General features: G+C 57.0%; 15 protein-coding genes and 3 pseudogenes. 3 read left to right on the top strand and 15 right to left on the bottom strand.

Annotated features, from left to right (window positions below):
• Window positions 1-152: 152 nt before the first annotated feature.
• Window positions 153-315 (top strand): annotated as a pseudogene (locus NKJ13_RS28450) (IS21 family transposase); the annotation flags it as partial.
• Window positions 316-669: 354 nt separating this feature from the next.
• Window positions 670-1,649: pseudogene (gene tnpC, locus NKJ13_RS28455) on the top strand (IS66 family transposase); the annotation flags it as partial.
• 55 nt (window positions 1,650-1,704) lie between these two features.
• Here tnpC (NKJ13_RS28455) and tnpC (NKJ13_RS28460) read toward each other — a convergent pair.
• The 3 genes from tnpC (NKJ13_RS28460) to tnpA are packed head-to-tail and all read right to left on the bottom strand — an operon-like array spanning window position 1,705 to window position 4,139.
• Window positions 1,705-3,276, bottom strand: coding sequence for an IS66 family transposase (gene tnpC / locus NKJ13_RS28460; protein WP_352778982.1), 1,572 nt, complete (start codon window positions 3,274-3,276; stop codon window positions 1,705-1,707).
• Window positions 3,277-3,307: 31 nt separating this feature from the next.
• Window positions 3,308-3,685 (bottom strand): IS66 family insertion sequence element accessory protein TnpB, encoded by a 378-nt coding sequence (gene tnpB, locus NKJ13_RS28465; RefSeq protein ID WP_352778984.1) that lies wholly within the window; start codon window positions 3,683-3,685, stop codon window positions 3,308-3,310.
• Window positions 3,666-4,139 carry an IS66-like element accessory protein TnpA gene (gene tnpA / locus NKJ13_RS28470; RefSeq protein ID WP_352496699.1) on the bottom strand — a complete coding sequence of 158 codons (474 nt, stop codon included), beginning with the start codon at window positions 4,137-4,139 and terminating at the stop codon, window positions 3,666-3,668. The genes tnpB and tnpA overlap by 20 nt, the downstream gene beginning before the upstream one ends.
• Before the next feature lie 81 nt (window positions 4,140-4,220).
• Here tnpA and NKJ13_RS28475 point away from each other — a divergent pair.
• Window positions 4,221-4,496: pseudogene (locus NKJ13_RS28475) on the top strand (transposase domain-containing protein); the annotation flags it as partial.
• Window positions 4,497-5,009: 513 nt separating this feature from the next.
• Here NKJ13_RS28475 and NKJ13_RS28480 read toward each other — a convergent pair.
• From NKJ13_RS28480 to NKJ13_RS28535, 12 genes are all read right to left on the bottom strand, one after another.
• Window positions 5,010-5,369, bottom strand: coding sequence for a EutQ-related cupin domain-containing protein (locus NKJ13_RS28480; protein ID WP_352778986.1), 360 nt, complete (start codon window positions 5,367-5,369; stop codon window positions 5,010-5,012).
• Between the two features lie 717 nt (window positions 5,370-6,086).
• The gene (locus NKJ13_RS28485; protein WP_352778988.1) at window positions 6,087-7,067 is read right to left on the bottom strand and encodes a transketolase family protein; all 981 of its coding nucleotides are present in this window, start codon (window positions 7,065-7,067) and stop codon (window positions 6,087-6,089) included.
• A 1-nt stretch (window position 7,068) separates the two neighbouring features.
• Window positions 7,069-7,884: a transketolase gene (locus NKJ13_RS28490; protein WP_352778990.1), complete on the bottom strand. Its 816-nt coding sequence runs from the start codon at window positions 7,882-7,884 to the stop codon at window positions 7,069-7,071.
• 129 nt (window positions 7,885-8,013) lie between these two features.
• Entirely contained in the window at window positions 8,014-8,748 is a 735-nt protein-coding gene (locus NKJ13_RS28495) for an ABC transporter ATP-binding protein (RefSeq protein ID WP_352778992.1), read from the bottom strand.
• The gene (locus tag NKJ13_RS28500; protein WP_352778994.1) at window positions 8,745-9,575 is read right to left on the bottom strand and encodes an ABC transporter ATP-binding protein; all 831 of its coding nucleotides are present in this window, start codon (window positions 9,573-9,575) and stop codon (window positions 8,745-8,747) included. The genes NKJ13_RS28495 and NKJ13_RS28500 overlap by 4 nt, the downstream gene beginning before the upstream one ends.
• A 3-nt stretch (window positions 9,576-9,578) precedes the next feature.
• Window positions 9,579-10,493 (bottom strand): ABC transporter permease, encoded by a 915-nt coding sequence (locus tag NKJ13_RS28505; RefSeq protein WP_352778996.1) that lies wholly within the window; start codon window positions 10,491-10,493, stop codon window positions 9,579-9,581.
• Between the two features lie 14 nt (window positions 10,494-10,507).
• Window positions 10,508-11,530, bottom strand: a complete 1,023-nt coding sequence (locus tag NKJ13_RS28510) for an ABC transporter permease (protein WP_352779067.1) — start codon at window positions 11,528-11,530, stop codon at window positions 10,508-10,510.
• Between the two features lie 46 nt (window positions 11,531-11,576).
• Entirely contained in the window at window positions 11,577-13,175 is a 1,599-nt protein-coding gene (locus NKJ13_RS28515) for an ABC transporter substrate-binding protein (protein ID WP_352778998.1), read from the bottom strand.
• A gap of 140 nt (window positions 13,176-13,315) precedes the next feature.
• Window positions 13,316-13,729 carry an FAD-dependent oxidoreductase gene (locus NKJ13_RS28520; RefSeq protein ID WP_352779000.1) on the bottom strand — a complete coding sequence of 138 codons (414 nt, stop codon included), beginning with the start codon at window positions 13,727-13,729 and terminating at the stop codon, window positions 13,316-13,318.
• Window positions 13,730-13,913: 184 nt separating this feature from the next.
• Window positions 13,914-14,702 (bottom strand): SDR family NAD(P)-dependent oxidoreductase, encoded by a 789-nt coding sequence (locus tag NKJ13_RS28525; RefSeq protein ID WP_352779002.1) that lies wholly within the window; start codon window positions 14,700-14,702, stop codon window positions 13,914-13,916.
• A gap of 243 nt (window positions 14,703-14,945) precedes the next feature.
• Complete coding sequence (locus tag NKJ13_RS28530) at window positions 14,946-16,307, bottom strand: flavin monoamine oxidase family protein (RefSeq protein ID WP_352779004.1); 1,362 nt, start codon at window positions 16,305-16,307, stop codon at window positions 14,946-14,948.
• A gap of 743 nt (window positions 16,308-17,050) precedes the next feature.
• A complete protein-coding gene (locus NKJ13_RS28535; RefSeq protein ID WP_352779069.1) occupies window positions 17,051-17,263 on the bottom strand; it encodes an aminotransferase class III-fold pyridoxal phosphate-dependent enzyme in 213 nt (70 codons plus the stop codon).
• Window positions 17,264-17,557 lie beyond the last annotated feature (294 nt).

The following is a 17,557-nucleotide window of genomic DNA, read 5'->3' on the forward strand; positions in this document are numbered from 1 at the left end:
GCTGATCCGCCTTGCCATCCATCCTCCGAATCGGGATGACAACACCTGACCATCCCATTCGGAACAGCGACACTATTGGTAACATTTTGCTTGAGGCAATGCGCCCTGACGAAATGAAGAACTGACCCCCTCGGTTATGAGAGGAGGCATGGATGACGATTGGGATTTCGGCGATTCCTGCATCGTCGAGAACGATGCAGGGAGAGGAGATGCTTCAGCCTGAGGAGGTGCCAGCGATGCTGCGGCTGCATGAGCTTGGCTGGGGAGTGAAGCGATTGGCGAAGGAATTCGGGTGCGCGCGCAACATTTCAACATTTCGATTCAGCCTCAATTCATCCCGCTCTAAGATCGAAAAGTCGGGCAACCGAAAGGCGCGGAACGTCAGTGGGCTCGACCGATGCGACCGCTGGATCGATCATCCATGCGGGTACCAGGAAGGATGGGTCCTCGCCTGAGCGCAGGTCAAATGACGACTGCCGTTGTGGAACTGATCGGCAATCACGATCGCGGGCCGCCGGAACAGCGGGTGAAACGGATAGGCGACCTCTACCTCATGCCCTAGAATCCAGGCATCATCAGGTCCCGTCGGATACGGCGCGGAGACCCTGGCACGTGCCATGACGACCATGGAGAAGGCCAAGATGAATAGCCTCGATCCGCAGGCATATCAAGCTGGGCGAGGACGTGACCGAGACGCTGGAGGAGATCCCGCGCCGCTTCAAGCTGATCGAAACGGTGCGCGAAAAGTTTACCTGCCGCGACTGCGAGAAGATCACCCAGCCGCCGGCGCCGTTCCATGCCACGCCGCGCGGCTTCATCGGTCCGCAGCTGCTGGCGACAATCCTCTTCGACAAGTTCGGCATGCATGCTCCACTCAACCGCCAGAGCGCGCGCTTCAAGGCCGAGGGGATCGAGCTGCCGCTGTCGACGCTGGCCGATCAGGTCGGCCACGGAACCTTCGCCGTCATGCCGCTCTTCCAGCTGATCGAGCGCCATGTGCTCGCGGCCGAGCGCCTTCATGGCGACGACACCACCATTCGCATCCTGGCGAAGGGCAAGTGCGCGACCGGGCGCATATGGACCTATACGCGCGACGACCGTCCCTTCGCCGGGCCTGCGCCGCCGGCGGCGATCTATTACGCCTCGAGCGACCGGCGCGGCCAGCGTCCTCAGAAGCATCTGGCCGGTTCGCCGGCATCCTTGAGTGCGACTGTTACAGTGGCTTCGAGCCGCTGTTCGACCCGCAGCGGAAGGAGCAGCCGATCACGCCGGCCTTTTGCTACGCCCATGCGCGGCGAGGATTCTTCGAATTGGCCGACATCGCGAAAAAGGCCCGGGATGGCAAGAAGGGCAAACCGATCTCCCCGATCGCGCTGGAGGCGGTCAGGCGCCTCGACGCACTGTTCGAGATCGAGCGCGCCATCAACGGCCGCAGCGCTGCCGAGCGGTATGCCGTGCGGCAGGAGAAGAGCAAACCACTTCTCGACGACATGCACGCCTGGTTGCTCCGCGAGCGCGATACCCTCTCGCGCTCTTCCGAGGTCCTGAAGCCAATCAATTACATGCTCAGGCGCTGGGCCGACTTCGCCCGCTTCATCGACGACGGCAGAATCTGCCTCAGCAACGTAAGCGCTATTTTCGCTGCACGTTGACGCGGGGGCTTTCGACGGATGGCCTTCGAATCGGGAACGGTATCTGGTCTGATCAGGCTGCTGTTACTTTGGCGAAGTTGAAGGGCAGCAGATCGTAGATATCAGCGTCCTCGTTGCGTTGAGGCAATTCAGTGAGGACGTGGCGCAGCCACGCTAACGTCTCGACGCCACAGGCGCGGCAGGTCAACATCAGGCTGTAGATGACGGCGCTGGCCCTGGCTCCGTCGACGGTATCGCTGAACAGCCAACTTTTCCGGCCAGTGGCAAAGATTCTGATGTCACGCTCGAGAAGATTGTTGTCGATCGGCATGCTGCCGTCCTCGGTGTAACGAGTCAGATATCCCCATTGGTTCAGGGTGTAGGAGACGGCGTCGCCGAGCTTGCTGTCCGGCAAGACTTTTGGGGCGATGTCGTCGAGCCATGCCTTGAGAGCCTGGAGGATCGGGACACTATGTTGCTGGCGGAAGCGGCGAATGCAGTGATCTCGCGTTTCGCCGTCATCGGGGATTTCGTTCCGCGCCTGCCTTTCAACCCGATAGAGCTGTTCAAAGAACCGGAGCGCCTGTTCCGGCGGGCCGCCGCCTTTCTTCCTCGCCTTTAGGGCATCGACGAAGCGCCGCCTGGAATGGGCCATGCAGCCAAGATGCGTTGCCCCTTCCAGCGTGCGCCAGGCGGAATAACCGTCACTCATCACGATGCCGCGGTAATCGCCCAAGAAGGTCTGCGGGTGTATCTGGCCGCGACCCGGCTGATAATCGAGCAGCACGATCGGCTCGTCACTGTCGTGGCCGCTCCGGTATGCCCACATGTACGAGGTGCTGGTGGCCTCTCTGTCCATTTCCTTCAGCACCTGGACCGTGGTCTCGTCGCCATGGATGAGGGGCTGCGATCTGAGCCGCAGCTTCAGCACGTCATAGATGCGGGCGAGATGCTTTTCGCTCGAGCCGATCATCCAGTGACCCAGAGCGCCACGGCTGACAGGAACGCCCGCGCGCTCGAAGGCCTGCGCCAGGCGGTAGAGCGGTGTGCCGTCGACGTATTTGTGAACGAGCGCGAAGGCCAGCGTCGAGGCCGTGGCGATGCTGCCCGGCAAGGGTTGCGCGGGCATCGGCGCGGTCACGACCGGCGTGTTGATGCCGGTACGGTCGCAATGACGGCAAGCATATTTGAACCGCACATTCTGCAGGACCTTCGCCTTCACCTCGATATGAAGTTGCTCGGTAACGGCCTCGCCCATGCGATGCATCTGGTGACGGCAGCAAGGACAAGCCTTCTGATCGTCGGGAAGGTCATACTCGACGCGCTCGCGCGGCAGGTTTTCCGGCAAGGCCTTGCGGCCGCGCTTCTTTCCCGTCGCCCCTTCGCTCGCCGGCAAGCCCGTGTCCGGCAGGACAACGACGCCGCCATCTTCGTTGTCGGCGGCGTCCTCATCCGCGGCCTGTTCGGCTTCATTGAAGAGGCGGTCAATGTGCTTTTCACTGCGCGGCGCAAAACGATGCAGTCGTGCAAGCGCCAGCTCTTCCTCGAGTTTGACGACGCGTTCGGTGAGTTGACGGTTCTGCGCCTGCAGCGCAGCAATACGCGCCATCAACGCTTCAACAGTCGGTTCGCCGGGTCGATTCATCAGATTCTTGAATCGAAAGCATGCCGCCGCGTCAACCGCTCAATTCGAGAGCCCTCAACCCGCAACCTGATATTGCCGCACCGGATGGCGGACCATCGCATCGATGTCGATGCCGTCGAGGATCCAGTGCAATTGGCTCGGTCGTAAGCGTGACCACCGCTGCCTCCCGGCGCGGCCACCGGAACTTGTCCTCGGTCAGCCGCTTCAGGACCAGCACAAAGCCCGACCGATCGAAGAACAGGAGCTTCATCCGGTCGCGACGGCGATTGCAGAACGCAAAAACCGCCGGAGCAAACGGATCGAGCGCCATCGTCTCTTGGACCAGAACCGCAAGGCTGTTGATGCCGGCCCGGAAGTCGATCGGCTCGCGGTGCAGGTAGACTTTCAGGTCAGCGCCCAGTCTGAACATGACCCAGTGCTCCGATGGTCGCCGTCAACGCATCCACATCACCGCATTCCAGCGTCAACGTCACGCCGTTCGGCAGCGACGCGCTCACCTTGGCTGGAGAGGAAAAAGGCGCTGTCCTTTTCGATGCCGACCTACGTGCCCCATCGCAAGTCCCCGGCAAATCCACCGCAGCCATGCTGCTCTGTCGCAGCAAGGCCCGATCGGAAGTGCTTTCAATCTGAACCGGGATGAACGCCGATGGTGGGGGCTGTGGGAGGGACTGGGTCTCCGCCCGCTTCTTTATCCACTTCCGAAGAAGGTTCGCATTGACCCCATGTTCGAGCGCAAGCCTCGATACCGACACGCCAGGCTCAAGACAGGCCGAGACAAGACGGTCCTTCGATGCCGGGTCGTATCGGCGTCGCCCGTCCCGACCGACAAGCCTCACCCGCAGTTTCTGCTCATCTTCTTCCATCACAAGGTGTCCACCTATTTTGGTGGACACCTCATGCATCAGAGCACTCAACAGCAAAAGGTGCGGGGAAATTCGCGCTTACTCAGCAACAACGCGGCCGAAAGAGCGCTGCGTGGCATTGCTCTGGGAAGGCGCAACTGGACCTTCGCCGGTTCCCAGCGCGGCGCCGACCGCGCCGCCGTTATGCTTACCCTCATCACCACGGCACGCCTCAACGACGTCGACCCAAAAGCCTGGCTCGCCGATGTCCTGGCCCGCATTGCTGATCTTCCCGCTTCGCGTCTGCACGAACTACTGCCTTGGGAATGGAAGCGCCTGCGCGAAGCCGACAAGGCCGCCGATCAGCAGGCCGCCTGACCTTCACGCATCGCCATCATAGAGCCCGCCGCGCGCACGCGCGTGTCCCAATCATGCGGCCTTCGTCGTATGCGTACGATCGGACGCCCACGCTCGTCGTTCGACCGACGAATGGAACAACTTCCTCGACAGCTTTGTCGACGGCCAAGAGCTCATCGAGCGCATCAAAGCAAAAGCTCCGCGGTAACAATCGGCCGGTTACGACCTATGTCAAAACCCAACTTGCTCCCGAACTGTCGCCGGGCGATGTCGTCATTCTCAACAACGTCGCCTTCCACAAAATCCCGCGAACCAGAGACCTCGTCAGGCGATGCGGCGCGCCTGGCTCCTCTTCCTGCCGCCATACTCGATCGATCTCAATCCGATCGATTCGTACTCAAAATTGAAGGTATTGTTGAGAAAACGGGCGGCGCGGTCCGTAGACGCCATCTGCGGCGCGCTCGGCGTAATCTGCCACCTGTTTGAACCCCAGCAGTGTCGAAACATCTTCAAGGCTGCAGGTTATGGGGCCGATTAAATGCGCCAGGCTTGGCCCTGCGGCCGCTGCTTTTCCCAATCCGGAGGAGTGACGGCCCAAACCGCTTTGGTAGTACCAACGCTACGATAGATGAGTTCGGTGCCAGCCGGAAGCCACATCATATCACCTGGCTCCAACTCATGCGCAATTCCGTCGACAACAAGCTCGAAGCTCTTCTCCAAAGATAGACATAGAAGCATTTCATCATACCACAGCTTCCAATGTATCTCAGCGTCCATAAACACAGTTATTCCGCTCGCCATGCTAGCGCCCTGTTCCGCACCAAAATATTGGTGAAGTGATGACCCGCGCGGTGAGAAACTGGGGGTGATATCCTTGAGCTTGAACACTTTCATTTCGGCCAATCCATCTGCTTTGACATATCTTCTCCGCATCTAATCCCGAATTACCATTTTCTGTCTCATTGAAGTAGCGCAGAAAGCTGCTTCCACCGCTGTCGTTTTCGATTGCTTTTTTTACGGGAATACCATCTTTCGCGCAGAATGCATTAAGCAACTATCGTGCTCGCCTCCTTCGGTTCAATCATGGGCAGCTTTCTGATAAAAAACCATACCTAATAGTCCCAATTGAAACCAAAATGACATCAATTTCTTCTACATAAATCCATACGGAACAATAGATATTCGCCAAAGTGAAATTCTCTATTAGAGATTCTCGTCGTTTTATGTATCTCAGGCGCCTTAAATTTCCAACAATTGCAGGTGACACCTTGAAGATATTTGGCTTTATCTGCCCCTAATCCTGCAGCAAGCGCCCTCTAGCGCAACTCTCATAAGTCTCAAGTGCCAATACCGCTCGCGGGTCATGTCGGCACTGCTACAAACCTCCCAGATCTGAGCTCGAGCGGTGCCGAGTTGCTGAGCAAAATTCTGCATAATATGTCGTTCGCCTAGTCGAAGATACCGTCCATCAAAGCTCTTCGCAAGCGATATAAGTCCTTATCGAACGGCTTCCTAGTTCCACCTGCTGAATTAGAATGCCGTCTCAAGCGAGAGATATTCAGTTCCGTATAATCTACTACAGAAAATCGAAACCACGCTAAGATTTCCTAACTAACCTCGAAGAAATTGCTCGGCAACGCTCCGGATGCCGGCTGCATCAAGCTTGTAGTGTGCGTAGAGATGAGTCGGCGGGGCGATGAGGCTGTACTCGTCATAAATGCCGTGGCGCTTCAGCTTCACGCCCATTCCTTCGTCCGTCAGCACCTCGGCGACCGCCGCGCCAAGACCACCCAGGACGTTGTGTTCCTCGACGGTCATCATCTTGCGGGTTCGCGACGCTGCTTCCAAGATAGCCTCGCGATCGATCGGCTTGATCGAGGCCATGTCGAGGACGCCGATGGACCGTCCGGCAGCGTTCATCGCGCTCGCCGCCTCAATCGCGCCGTGCACGGCCATGCCGCAGGCCAGGATCGTCAGTTCCTCGCCGCGCAGTTGTTCGTGCGCCTTGCCAAATACGAATGTCGGCCTGTCATGATAAACAACCGGGTCCCGGCCGCGGCCGATGCGGAAATAGATCGGCCGGTCGTAGTCGGCGGAGGCGCGGATCACCGCCTCCAGCTGCGGCCCATCCGCCGGGGACACGACCGCGAGGTCGGCGATCGACCGCATCGTGGCGATGTCTTCCGTGGCATGATGCGACGTGCCGTAGAACCCCAACGAAATGCCGGTGTGATGGCCGATGAGGCGGACGGGCTGGGCGCAATAGGCGACATCCATCCTGATCTGTTCGCAGGCGAGCAGCGCCAGGAACGAGGCGAATGTCGCGACGAAGGGCACCACGCCGCAGGTCGCAATGCCGGCGGCAGTGCTGACCATGTTCTGCTCGGATATGCCGAAGGAGATATAGCGGTCGGGATACACGGAAGCGAAGCGGTTAAGGCCGTTGGAATACTGGAGATCCGCCGATCCGGCGACCACGTTGTGGCCGCCCTTCACAAGGTTGATGAGGCCGTTCGATAGGTGGTCCAGCCCGGGGTTGACCGCGTTCAGGCCGCGATACTGCCAGGAATTGGGGGAGAGCGGTCCGTTCATCTCAGGCATCCAGCGCGTTGATTTCGGCGATCGCCTTTTCGGCGTCGGAAGGGTCGAGATAACCCAGGTGCCAGCCAGGCTCGGTCTCCATGTAGGAAACACCCCTGCCCTTGCTGGTCCTTGCAATGATCATGCACGGCCTGGTGCGCTCGTCGTCGGCCCGCACCCGGCGCAGGAGTTCGGTGACCCGCGCGACGTCGTGGCCGTCGACCGTATGCACCTCCCATCCGAAGGCCCGCCATTTCTCGTCCAGCGGCTCGATATTCATCAGGTCGTCCACGCGGCCATCGAGCTGGTAGCCGTTGCGGTCGACGATGGCGATCAGGTTGCGGGCCTTGTGCTGGGCGGCGTTGAGGGCCGCTTCCCAGACCTGGCCCTCCTGCATCTCGCCGTCGCCCATCATGCAGAAGACCCTGTAGTCCTCGCCGGTCCAGCGCTGCGCCAGCACCATGCCCAAGCCATTGGACAGCGCGTGGCCGATCGAGCCGGACGAGAAGTCGACGCCCGGCACCTTCCGCATGTCCGGGTGATCGCCAAGTGGGCTGCCGAGGCGGGTGTAGTTGTCGAGCCATTCCTTCGGGAAGAAACCGAGGTCCGCGTAGATGGGGAAAAGTCCCACGGCGGCATGGCCCTTTCCGATCGTGAAGCGGTCCCGCGACGCCCAGGACGGATCGCCTTTGCGCAGCCGCATGACGTCGTAGTAGAGGGCCGCGAATATCTCGGCGGCGGAGAAGACGGAGGTGTAGTGCCCCGTCTTGGCGATCTCGATCAGCCGAACCGTCTCCAGGCGGATGAAGCGCGCGCGCTCCTTCAGCATCGCCACTACGTCCGGGCCGGGATAAAAATCATTCCGGACATGCCTTGGAGCCGTGCTCACTCTTTCCACCAAAATTCTTCTCCCTCCATCGCCTAAGTTCGCTCTGCCTTCCCTAGAAAGCCGGCAAATTCAGTGCACCAACTCGACGCTAAACTCGCGCAACTTACTCGTATATTCATTCAGAATCCAACCATGCCGCAGTTCTTCTGAAGAAACCTCTTCCACCATCGTACCGTTATTAAGAATAGCAATATTCTCACACAAGTGAGCTACTACCGCGAGATTGTGGCCGACCAATATATATGTCAGTTCTCTTGAAACTCGCAAATCCTTTAGGAGATTAAGAATATCCGCCTGTATCGATACATCCAGAGCAGATGTAGGCTCATCAAGCAATAGTATATCCGGCTCACTTACCAATGCCCGAGCGATAGCAACTCTCTGTCTCTGGCCGCCTGAGAGCTGGTGTGGATATCTATATCGAATATTTTTGGGGAGCGATACCTCATCCATTATTTTCTCTACTCTTGCACTTATATTAGAAAAACCATGGACGAATAAAGGCTCCTTCAGTATTCTTTCTATTGTCTGTCTTGGATGAAGGGAGCCAAAAGGATCCTGAAATACCATTTGGACTTTCCGGAAATAGTCTTTTGTGGGCTGCCTGGCGAGACAGACTCCGTTGACGCTGACAGAGCCGTTCCAATCCGAGCGGATTCCGGCCAAGGTTCTGAGAATACTGGACTTACCGGATCCGCTTTCTCCAACTAGCCCATATGAACCGCCGGCTGCGACGTCAAAGCTAACCCCTCTTACGGCCTCAAAGCTGCCGAAACGGATGACAAGCCCATTAACAGCGATCATTGCATTGCCCAGGCTTCGTCGCGACGCAAGGTCTGGAGCCTACCAACGGGGCTGACTAGAGACGGGAGGCATTTCAAGAGCCCCTGCGTGTAAGGGTGCTCCGCCTTGTGTAGGTCTTTTGCGCGGCATTCCTCTACGATCCGACCAGCGTACATCACAAGCACCCTGTCACAGAAACGGGAAACCAGCGGGAGGTCGTGACTTATGAGCAATAGACCCATCGATCTTTGCTCCAGTAGCCCGTCAATTAATCGGAGAATTTCCGACTGCACCATCCCATCCAATGCGCTGGTAGGCTCGTCTGCGATCAATAACTCAGGGTCGGGAGCTAGCATCATAGCAATCATCACGCGCTGCCCCATTCCTCCAGACAACTCATGCGCGTAGGAGCCAGCTACGCGTTTCGGATCCCTGATATTCACCTGCTCCAGCAATCTAATGGCCTCGCTGAATGCCTCACGCTTGCCTCCACCTCGATGCTGGCGCCATGCCTCAGCGATTTGCTTACCGACGTTGATAACCGGGTTCAGGCTGTACTTCGGATCTTGCATGATCAACCCAGCCCTTCTCCCACGAATACTCCGCATAACGGCCTCATTGGCAGTTATGATGTCAATTCCATCAAAGCTGAGCTTGTTCGCTTCCATTATCGCGTTCTTGGGCAGAAGCTTCAGAATAGATCGGGCCGTGATTGACTTCCCCGATCCGCTCTCGCCCACGATTGCCACTTTCTCGGCTCCCAACTTGAAGGAGACGCCCTTGACTGCCCGCGTTACCCCACGTGGAGAAGGAAACGCCACCCGGAGGTTCTGAATTTCAACTTGCATACACTACTCCTGCCTCGGGTCTAGCACGTCACGCAAACCGTCGCCCAGCAGATTGAAAGCAAGCGAAGCGATCAAGATGGCCATGCCTGGAATGGTTGGCACCCACCATTGCTCCAGAATGAAGCCACGAGACATCGCAATCATGGTTCCCCATTCAGGCGAAGGCGGCTGAGCGCCCATACCGAGGAATCCAAGCCCCGCCGTTGTCAAAATAATGCCGCTCATGTCCAACGCGACCCGCACAATGAGAGAAGACACACAGAGAGGCACGATGTGTCTCAGGATAATACGGCCCGAGAACGCCCCGGTTAGGCGAACGGCCTCTATGTAATCTGCATGCCTTAGCGTCAGCGTTTCAGATCGGGCTAATCGTGCGTATGGCGGCCAAGCGGTGAGCGCGATCGCAAGAATGGCGCTCGCCATGCCTGGCTGCATCGCCGCCACAAAGGCCAAAGCCAAAACCAATCGGGGAAACGAAAGAAAGACGTCGGTGACACGCATCAGGATCGTGTCGAGAAGTCCGCCATAGTAACCCGCCACCGTTCCGACGGCCAATCCAACCGGGGCTACGAGCATTACGACAGCGAGCACGATACCCAGTGTCGCTCGGCTGCCGTAGATAACACGGCTATACAGATCTCGACCCAACTCATCGGTTCCAAGCCAGTGCGCAGCTGAAGGCGGCGCAAGTCTGTTGGCCAAATCCTGAGCCCCTGGCGGATAAGTTGCCAAAGCGGGTGCTGCAATCGCCACAAGAACTAGAACTACAACGATCGCAAGTCCCGCGGTAGCAAGATGGTTCTGGCGGAACTGCAGCCACCGGCGATAAAGCTGCCCAGCCGCTGCCTGACGAGTAGTCACCGGCATATCAGCTAGAAGCCAGTCGTAAAGCGTATCTCGACGAGAAACAGTCCACATTTCACCGACTCTTATCACTTTGCACGGCTAACGCGCGGATCGAACAAATACTGGCCGACATCCGAAAGAATATTCAGCAAGATGTAGATCACCCCGATCAGCGTCGTTGTGCCCAGCACCGCGTTCAAGTCCCCATTCAAAAGCGAGCGCGTGAGATACTGACCGAGGCCTGGCCAACTGAAGATTGTCTCGGTCAGAACCGCACCTTCCAACAGCCCGCCATAAGTCAAGGCGATTGTTGAAAGCAGCCTGCCGACTACGGTGGGGAAGGCATGCCCCCAAAGAATACTGGACCTCGTAAGGCCTTTGGCGCGAGCCGTTACGATGAATTCTCCAGACAGCGCCTCGATCATGAAGGCGCGGGTCATGCGCGATATCACCGACATGCTAGCGTAGGCTAACAGCAGCGCTGGCAAAGCCAGGTGCCTTAGCGCATCGAAGAAGGCATCCGCTTGGCCGTCCAAAAGAGTGTCGACCAGCAGCAAACCGGTTCTGCTCGTTGTAAACCCCTGAAAATCAAGGCCTTGCCTGCCTATTCCAGGTACCAGATCAAGCTTAACGTAGAATATCAGCAGCCCCACAAGCGCCATCACGAATATCGGCGTCGACTGACCAGCGAGCGTGATGACTCTCACCACGTTGTCGAACCTCGAGCCCTGCCGGTAAGCCGCAAACACACCTAACGGAACGCCGACAACAAGAGCAATAATCATTGCTGTGGTGGCTAATTCCAACGTGGCGGGCAAGTACTTCAGCATGTCGGCAAGGACTGGCTGCCCAGTCATCGTCGATACACCTAGATCGCCTTTCAGGAGCCTTTCCAGGTAAAAACCGAACTGGCTTAGCAGAGGTTGATCCAACCCGAGTTCCAGACGAACTTTGGCAACAACGCTAGCAGGCGCCTTGTCCCCGACAATTGCCAGCACCGGGTCAACCGGCATCACCCTCCCAATTAGAAAGGTCACCAGAACAAGACCGAGAAGCGTCGCCAACACGGCGGCGCTCTCGGCTGCGATCTTGCGAAGGTTCTGTACAATCATACGGAAAAGTTCCGCCCCCTTCTACCCTCGCAGGCAATCAGGTTCATGACTTTGTGATGCCAGCGTATCTGTTTACGTTGACAAGAGGCCCGATGTCGTACCCGCTCACTCCCTTCGCCATTGCGGCGACGTCTCTCTGTTGCAACAGGAATGCGAACGGGGCCGTTTCAAAGAAACGTGTCTGGATCGCCCGATAGATTCCTAGGCGTTTTTCGAGATCAAGTTCGCGAACCGCGGCACTTACCGATTTGTTCATTTCCTCGTCGCTGTAGTGGCATCGCCAAGCCGGATACTTGGTAGCACTGCCGTCTGAATCGTCCACGTTGAGGCAGAAAGCTTGGGAGTTCATGTTGGGATCAACATAGTCGGCGCCCCAATACGCCAGGGCCAGCTGGTGCTGACGACTGCGCATTTTGGTGGAAACCTGACCGAGTTCGCCAGCGAGCAGTCTCACTGTAATGCCAATTTCAGCCAAATTCGCTTGCAGAACCTGCGCGATGTTTGGAGCGGGCCAGGTTGCATAGTGATCCAGTGTCACCTCGAACCCACCTTCTAGTCCAGCCTCCTTCATAAGGGCTTTGGCACGGTCCAGATCGCGGCGGAACGGGTTATCCGTCACAGCTCCGGCAGACCCTTTCGGCAAGAAGGATTGCCAGTTGTCCCACAGACCAGGTGTGATGTTGTTGGCGATGGATTCATAATCGATCGCCCATTTGATCGCCTGGGTGATTTTCTGACTCTTCAGCTGATCCGTGCTGCCGTTCATTGCAATATAAAACTGGGTAAAGACGCTTGCCGTCGCCTTGCTGATATCAGCGTCGGAGTTGATGGACCTCAGTTCGTCGGCGCCCAGGTTTCGCGCCACATCGACGTCTCTCTTTTTCACCAATAGCAACTGCGTGGGTGACTCTGCCACGTGCCTGACGATGAAGCGCGAAACGCTAGGATGAACCCGCGCATTTGGATTTGCGGTCAAGATAACCCGGTCGGCGGCCTCCCACTCCTTCAGCTGATACGGACCAGATCCAGCTGAGTTGGTTCGCAGCCACTTGTTTCCGAAGTCTGATCCTGCCGTATTGGCTTCGACAGCCGCCTTTTCCACCACGCCGCCAGCATTGGTGGAGAGGCAAGCCAAGACGAGCGTAGATGACCACAGCTGTGCCAGTGTGAGCACAACCCGGTCTGGTCCATCGGTACGAATTCTTTGGTCAACATTGTCTGCAGTGAATCCAAATTGTGCGATATATTGGCTCTGCCCCAGACCCATTTTGACGGCGCGACGCAAGCTGTAAGCGACGTCTTCTGCCACAACTGGGTTGCCACTCGGAAATTTGGCATCTTTTTGCAAGTAAAATGTATACTCCGTGCCATCAGCTGACACTTCCCACCGTTCCGCGAGGTCGCCAATAATCTTGGTCGAATCGGCCGGATCAACAGTACACAGAGACTGATATATATTTCCACATACTTCATTGTTGCTGAAATCGAACACTTCCGCCGGATCAAATCCGGTTGTGATGTCATCAATGGCCTTCGCCATGACGACAACACCGTCTGGCGTCTTTGCGGACGCCAACACATTCACGAATGGCAGTACAGCGACTGCCGCTCCAAGCCTCATTACGTCTCTACGTGTGATCATTTGTTTCTCCCATTTTTGATCTTACGCAACGGATTGAATTTGCTGTTGTGCTTGCCTAAGAACCCTCATCGATCGACAAAGCTAGTCGGATCAAGCCTCGCAATTCTGCCAATGAGCCCCCCCCCAATTCCAATGTCCTCTTACGCAACCCGCGAGCTAGAAGTGCCGGTTGGACTGTGCAGATACTTGAATCGAACACCCCAGAAGCGAAGGCCCTCTGAGCCTATTAACTCGGCGATCTCACCTCTTCCCATGCGCTGGAAGGGATGCATGCCGGCGGAAGCGATAGACGACAGGGTTAAACCCCACGCACCGGCCTGGGCTGAGTTACCAGCAACCCAAAGCCAGCCGCCGTTTCGAATATCGGCGTCGATGTTATTTGACTGGCAGAAATCGGTTATCGAACCCACGGCCGAAGCGGAAAGCTTGCATATGCCAAGGGCAGCCTTCGGGAGGAACTGCTTCATAAGCGAATAGTACTTCGACCACCAATTCATTATGAATCCGCCGTTACGCCCACCGGCCCCGGATCCGCGGATGTGTTTTTCCAGCAAAAACTACATCGGTAGATGGACTGCGTTGCTTAAGGTGAATCACCGTCCATAAGCCGGTAAATCCACCAGCCGCGACCGCGGTGTCGGCATCCACAAGCCCTTTTAGGGCCGGCAATGGGGTCGGGTTACCTTCGCGCGCAAGGGCCTTGCGCAACCAGTGCGATCTGAACTTTGTCATGGACGGTCAGGCCTTCCTGGTTCGATCAGTCAATGTCGCGACATCCGCGCCTTCGAGCACACTAATCCCCGCCGTCTCACCACCGTCGACCACGACGACTGCCCCATTGACGAAGCTCGCCCTTGGCGACCCAAGAAATGCTACGACTTCGGCAATCTCGCTCGGATCACCGATCCGGCCTACCGGCACTCGCGCCTTAGATCGCTTCACCAGATCGGCACTGTCGGTGACCCGCCGCATCATTCGGGTTGCAACCTGTCCAGGGCACACGCAGTTGAATCTGATATGACCTCCCAGTTCTATGGCCCAAGACTGCGTCAGAGCTATGAGCGCGGCTTTTGATGCGCTGTATGCCGAGAGCTCTTCCTCTCCCACAAACCCCGCGATCGAAGCTATGGTGACGACTGAACCTTGGGCCTTTTTCAAAGACCCAAGCGCCTGCCGGGTGACCGCGAAAACCGCGCGGCCATTGACGTTCATCATCTGATCCCAGATTTCCAGTGAGCATTGTTCGAACGGAAGGCGCTTTGCTTGGCCTGCGTTATTGACCAGCAAGGCGATGCTGCCTCCGCCCAAATCCTCCGCGGCAGAGATCACTTCCTTCTCGAAACCTAGCTTGGTTACATCATTAAGCAGAAAGACACTGCCGGCAACATCGTCCTGAAGCTTCGTCCCGGCATCTTTGTCGGTTCCGGTAAAGAGCACCTGAAAACCATCTCGAGATAACACACGTACGCATGCCGCACCAATACCCTTGGTGCCTCCCGTGACTACAGAAACAGGTTGGGTGGACATCGGACCCTGCCACGACTCGTGTGAAGATCAATGGTGTCGCGACTTTCGTCGCATATTTTTCTCGCAGCACGCTGCATCTAACAAAATCGCATAATTTATAACTTATGACAAGAGACTTATGAATGCCGGCCGATTTTTATACCACTTCCGAGTCTCGGAGTTTTAGGCGGCAATCGCTGCACCGCGCAGACGCGCGGGCTTACGGATCACAATGGGGCCAAAAGACCCAGAGCTGTTTGAAGGCTACGATTGCCGCCCACCTGAAGCGGACTGCATCACTCCGAGCGCTGCAGCCTCGCCAGCCACAAGCGCGCCTTCCATATACCCTGGGAATTGTCTCGCGGCTTGCGTCCCGGCCCAATATATCGGGCCTGTTGGAGCGAAAACCCTATAGCCAATCGCGGTAATTGCACCCGGCGTGGTAAATGAACAGCTAGCACCGGCAGCCCACGCGTCTTCTGCCCAGATTTGTTCTTGATAATCGATCGGCTTCGCCGCGTCATTACCTAGCGCTTGAGAAATTATGTTTAACACGCGAGATTTGCGTTCGTCATTCGATAGTTGAGATATGCCTTTTCCTGCCACTCCGCCAAATAACGCCGCCAATACGGGATAATCTGAGGACTCACTCCCCAAATCGTAAACCGATCCTATCGACCCGTCCATGCAAATTACGTTTCCGCTCAACTGGCGGTCTCGCCAGAACTGTTTCGGGTAGGTTAAAGCGACCTTAGTATATTGCCCAATTGGAAATCTCTGATGGAACTGCCTACGTATCGCTGGCAGCACTGGATAAAATTGAACCTGCGATATCATGGTCGGTGACATAGCGCAGACGAGAAATCGTGCCCCCCATTCACCTTTGGAAGTTCGCACTTCCACGCGCTTGTCAGACCATTTTATTTCGCGAACGTCAGCGGACAGAACGACATTTCCGATCTCTTCCGCCATCCGTTCGGATATATATGCGGCCCCAACTAGATGCTCCTCCTGGGCACCCTCTCCCACGCCCGCCTGGAACGTTGGACCACCACAAGCCTTGAACTTGTTCAATGCGTCGAGCGCGGAGATTTCGTTCGCGGCCGCACCGTAATAAGAACTCGTCATCCGCTTGAGGAGGCCCCGCACTGACTGCGTATGAAATTTGCTGTCCACCCAAGAGGAGAACGTCTGCGAGTCGAAATTGTATGCGATATCACCTTGCCAGTAATCCGTGGGAATGCTTTCCAGAGCCCTCTCCAGAGTGACAAGACCGCTTTTCTGCTCCTCTACTTCAGTAGCGTTCAACCCTGGAACTGTGCCCATCGGTCCGGTGAAGGTCTGTTTGCCGTGAATCCGCACTCGCGCTCCGCCCGTAAACTGCTTTACGATCGGGGCTTTATACCGATGGATAAGGCCGTACATGCGCTTATGAAGATCTCCGACCCATTGCCCGCCAAGGTCGATCCTCTGTCGAAGCACTTCACTGTATGGCGAGTATGTCATGCCTCCAACCCGATCCCGGGCTTCGAGAACGACCGTTTTCACACCGCTCTCTTGAAGCTTTATCGCCGAATAGAGGCCTGAAAGACCACCACCTACTACTATCACGTCAACGTTATTCATCGGAATTACCTCACAGGTCACCGCGGACCATGCGGAGCACCAGCCAGCGATCGTTCATAAATGATGAATGATGACTTATAATTTATTTTTCCGCAACGCAAGGAGAAGCTCGTTGCTAGTTTCTCCGGAAGTCAATTTTTAAAACCATTTGTTTGTGGCGACGGCCAGCCGCCTCGGTGCGCTCGCAAACGCCCAAGGCCGGCCTCCTTTTCGCCCGGCAGCGCGGCGAGATTGTCTCCATCCGGGCGCAGCGCGCTCCTAAATGCAGGCCATTGATATTTTTAGCCGATGAGATCAATCTCATGGCTGGCACGTCCGGTGCCGACGCTGCGGTGGGCAGCGTTTCGGACCAGCCGAGGCCGTGGGCGCGTCAGGTCACCTTGCGCCGCGCCCAGGGAGGTTGAACCCTGCCGGCCACTGGTTCCTCAGTTCCTCTGTAATGGGCCGCGGATCGGTCTGCGAAGCGCCGGACGGAAGCGGGATCACGGGATCGAGCGAGTAGCGTGCGAAATCGCCCTCCTGGAGCGAGTTCACCAATGGCGTCGCGATCACTTGCGCCGCCACGATTTGCAGCCGCACACCTCCATGGCGGAGCGCGTCGGGTAACACACCATTATTCGGACCCGGCTCGGCTCACAAGATCGATCTCGCGGTAAATCCTGATTCCCCTCTGCCGAGACGACAGCCGTCACTGGATGACGGAAGAAGTAAAACCATAGCCGAAGACCTCCGCCCTGTGCGCCTCATTCGGCGAAGTATCGGTTGACCTTATCCGCAATAATGACGCCGCCGATGGGCAAATAGCCGGATGACAGCCTCTTCGCGATCGAAAGGAAGTCCGGGTACATGTCGAGTGTCTGGCTGCTGAAGCAGTTTTCGGTGCCTCCAAATCCACAGACCACTTCGCAGGACAGCATGAGGATATCCTGCTTGCGCAGGACTGCCTGGATGACAATCTTGCAGGGGCACGAGCACGCCGCCTGCGCCCATGGCGGGGTCGGCGATTATCGAAGCAATGGTGTCAGGACCTTCCGTAAAGATTGGCAACTCAAGCTCCCGTGCCAAGCGGGTGGCCTAGAGTCCGTTTCCGTTTCATTTTCATTCGAAAGCTTTCAAAATAGTGGACCGGCCGCGCTGCGGAGATGACGGAGAGCGGCGGGAGATTGCACGACTTGTGGGTCTGTGGCAGGCTGCTCAACCCGGCGCCCATGACTGCACTGCCGTGGAGAGCGCCGAACCTGCTGATGACG

It is taken from the genome of Mesorhizobium sp. M0174 (assembly GCF_040322275.1).
In the GTDB taxonomy this organism is placed as follows: Bacteria; Pseudomonadota; Alphaproteobacteria; order Rhizobiales; family Rhizobiaceae; genus Mesorhizobium.

What these genes read in the sequence shown, in the direction of transcription:
- NKJ13_RS28495 (WP_352778992.1), bottom strand. Translation starts at nt 8,748, where the DNA reads ATGATCGCTGTTAATGGGCTTGTCATCCGTTTCGGCAGCTTTGAGGCC.
- NKJ13_RS28525 (WP_352779002.1), bottom strand. Translation starts at nt 14,702, where the DNA reads ATGTCCACCCAACCTGTTTCTGTAGTCACGGGAGGCACCAAGGGTATT.
- NKJ13_RS28490 (WP_352778990.1), bottom strand. Translation starts at nt 7,884, where the DNA reads ATGCTGAAGGAGCGCGCGCGCTTCATCCGCCTGGAGACGGTTCGGCTG.
- tnpA (WP_352496699.1), bottom strand. Translation starts at nt 4,139, where the DNA reads ATGGAAGAAGATGAGCAGAAACTGCGGGTGAGGCTTGTCGGTCGGGAC.
- NKJ13_RS28515 (WP_352778998.1), bottom strand. Translation starts at nt 13,175, where the DNA reads ATGATCACACGTAGAGACGTAATGAGGCTTGGAGCGGCAGTCGCTGTA.
- NKJ13_RS28505 (WP_352778996.1), bottom strand. Translation starts at nt 10,493, where the DNA reads ATGTGGACTGTTTCTCGTCGAGATACGCTTTACGACTGGCTTCTAGCT.
- NKJ13_RS28480 (WP_352778986.1), bottom strand. Translation starts at nt 5,369, where the DNA reads ATGAAAGTGTTCAAGCTCAAGGATATCACCCCCAGTTTCTCACCGCGC.
- tnpB (WP_352778984.1), bottom strand. Translation starts at nt 3,685, where the DNA reads ATGTTCAGACTGGGCGCTGACCTGAAAGTCTACCTGCACCGCGAGCCG.
- NKJ13_RS28485 (WP_352778988.1), bottom strand. Translation starts at nt 7,067, where the DNA reads ATGAACGGACCGCTCTCCCCCAATTCCTGGCAGTATCGCGGCCTGAAC.
- NKJ13_RS28500 (WP_352778994.1), bottom strand. Translation starts at nt 9,575, where the DNA reads ATGCAAGTTGAAATTCAGAACCTCCGGGTGGCGTTTCCTTCTCCACGT.
- NKJ13_RS28530 (WP_352779004.1), bottom strand. Translation starts at nt 16,307, where the DNA reads ATGAATAACGTTGACGTGATAGTAGTAGGTGGTGGTCTTTCAGGCCTC.
- tnpC (WP_352778982.1), bottom strand. Translation starts at nt 3,276, where the DNA reads ATGAATCGACCCGGCGAACCGACTGTTGAAGCGTTGATGGCGCGTATT.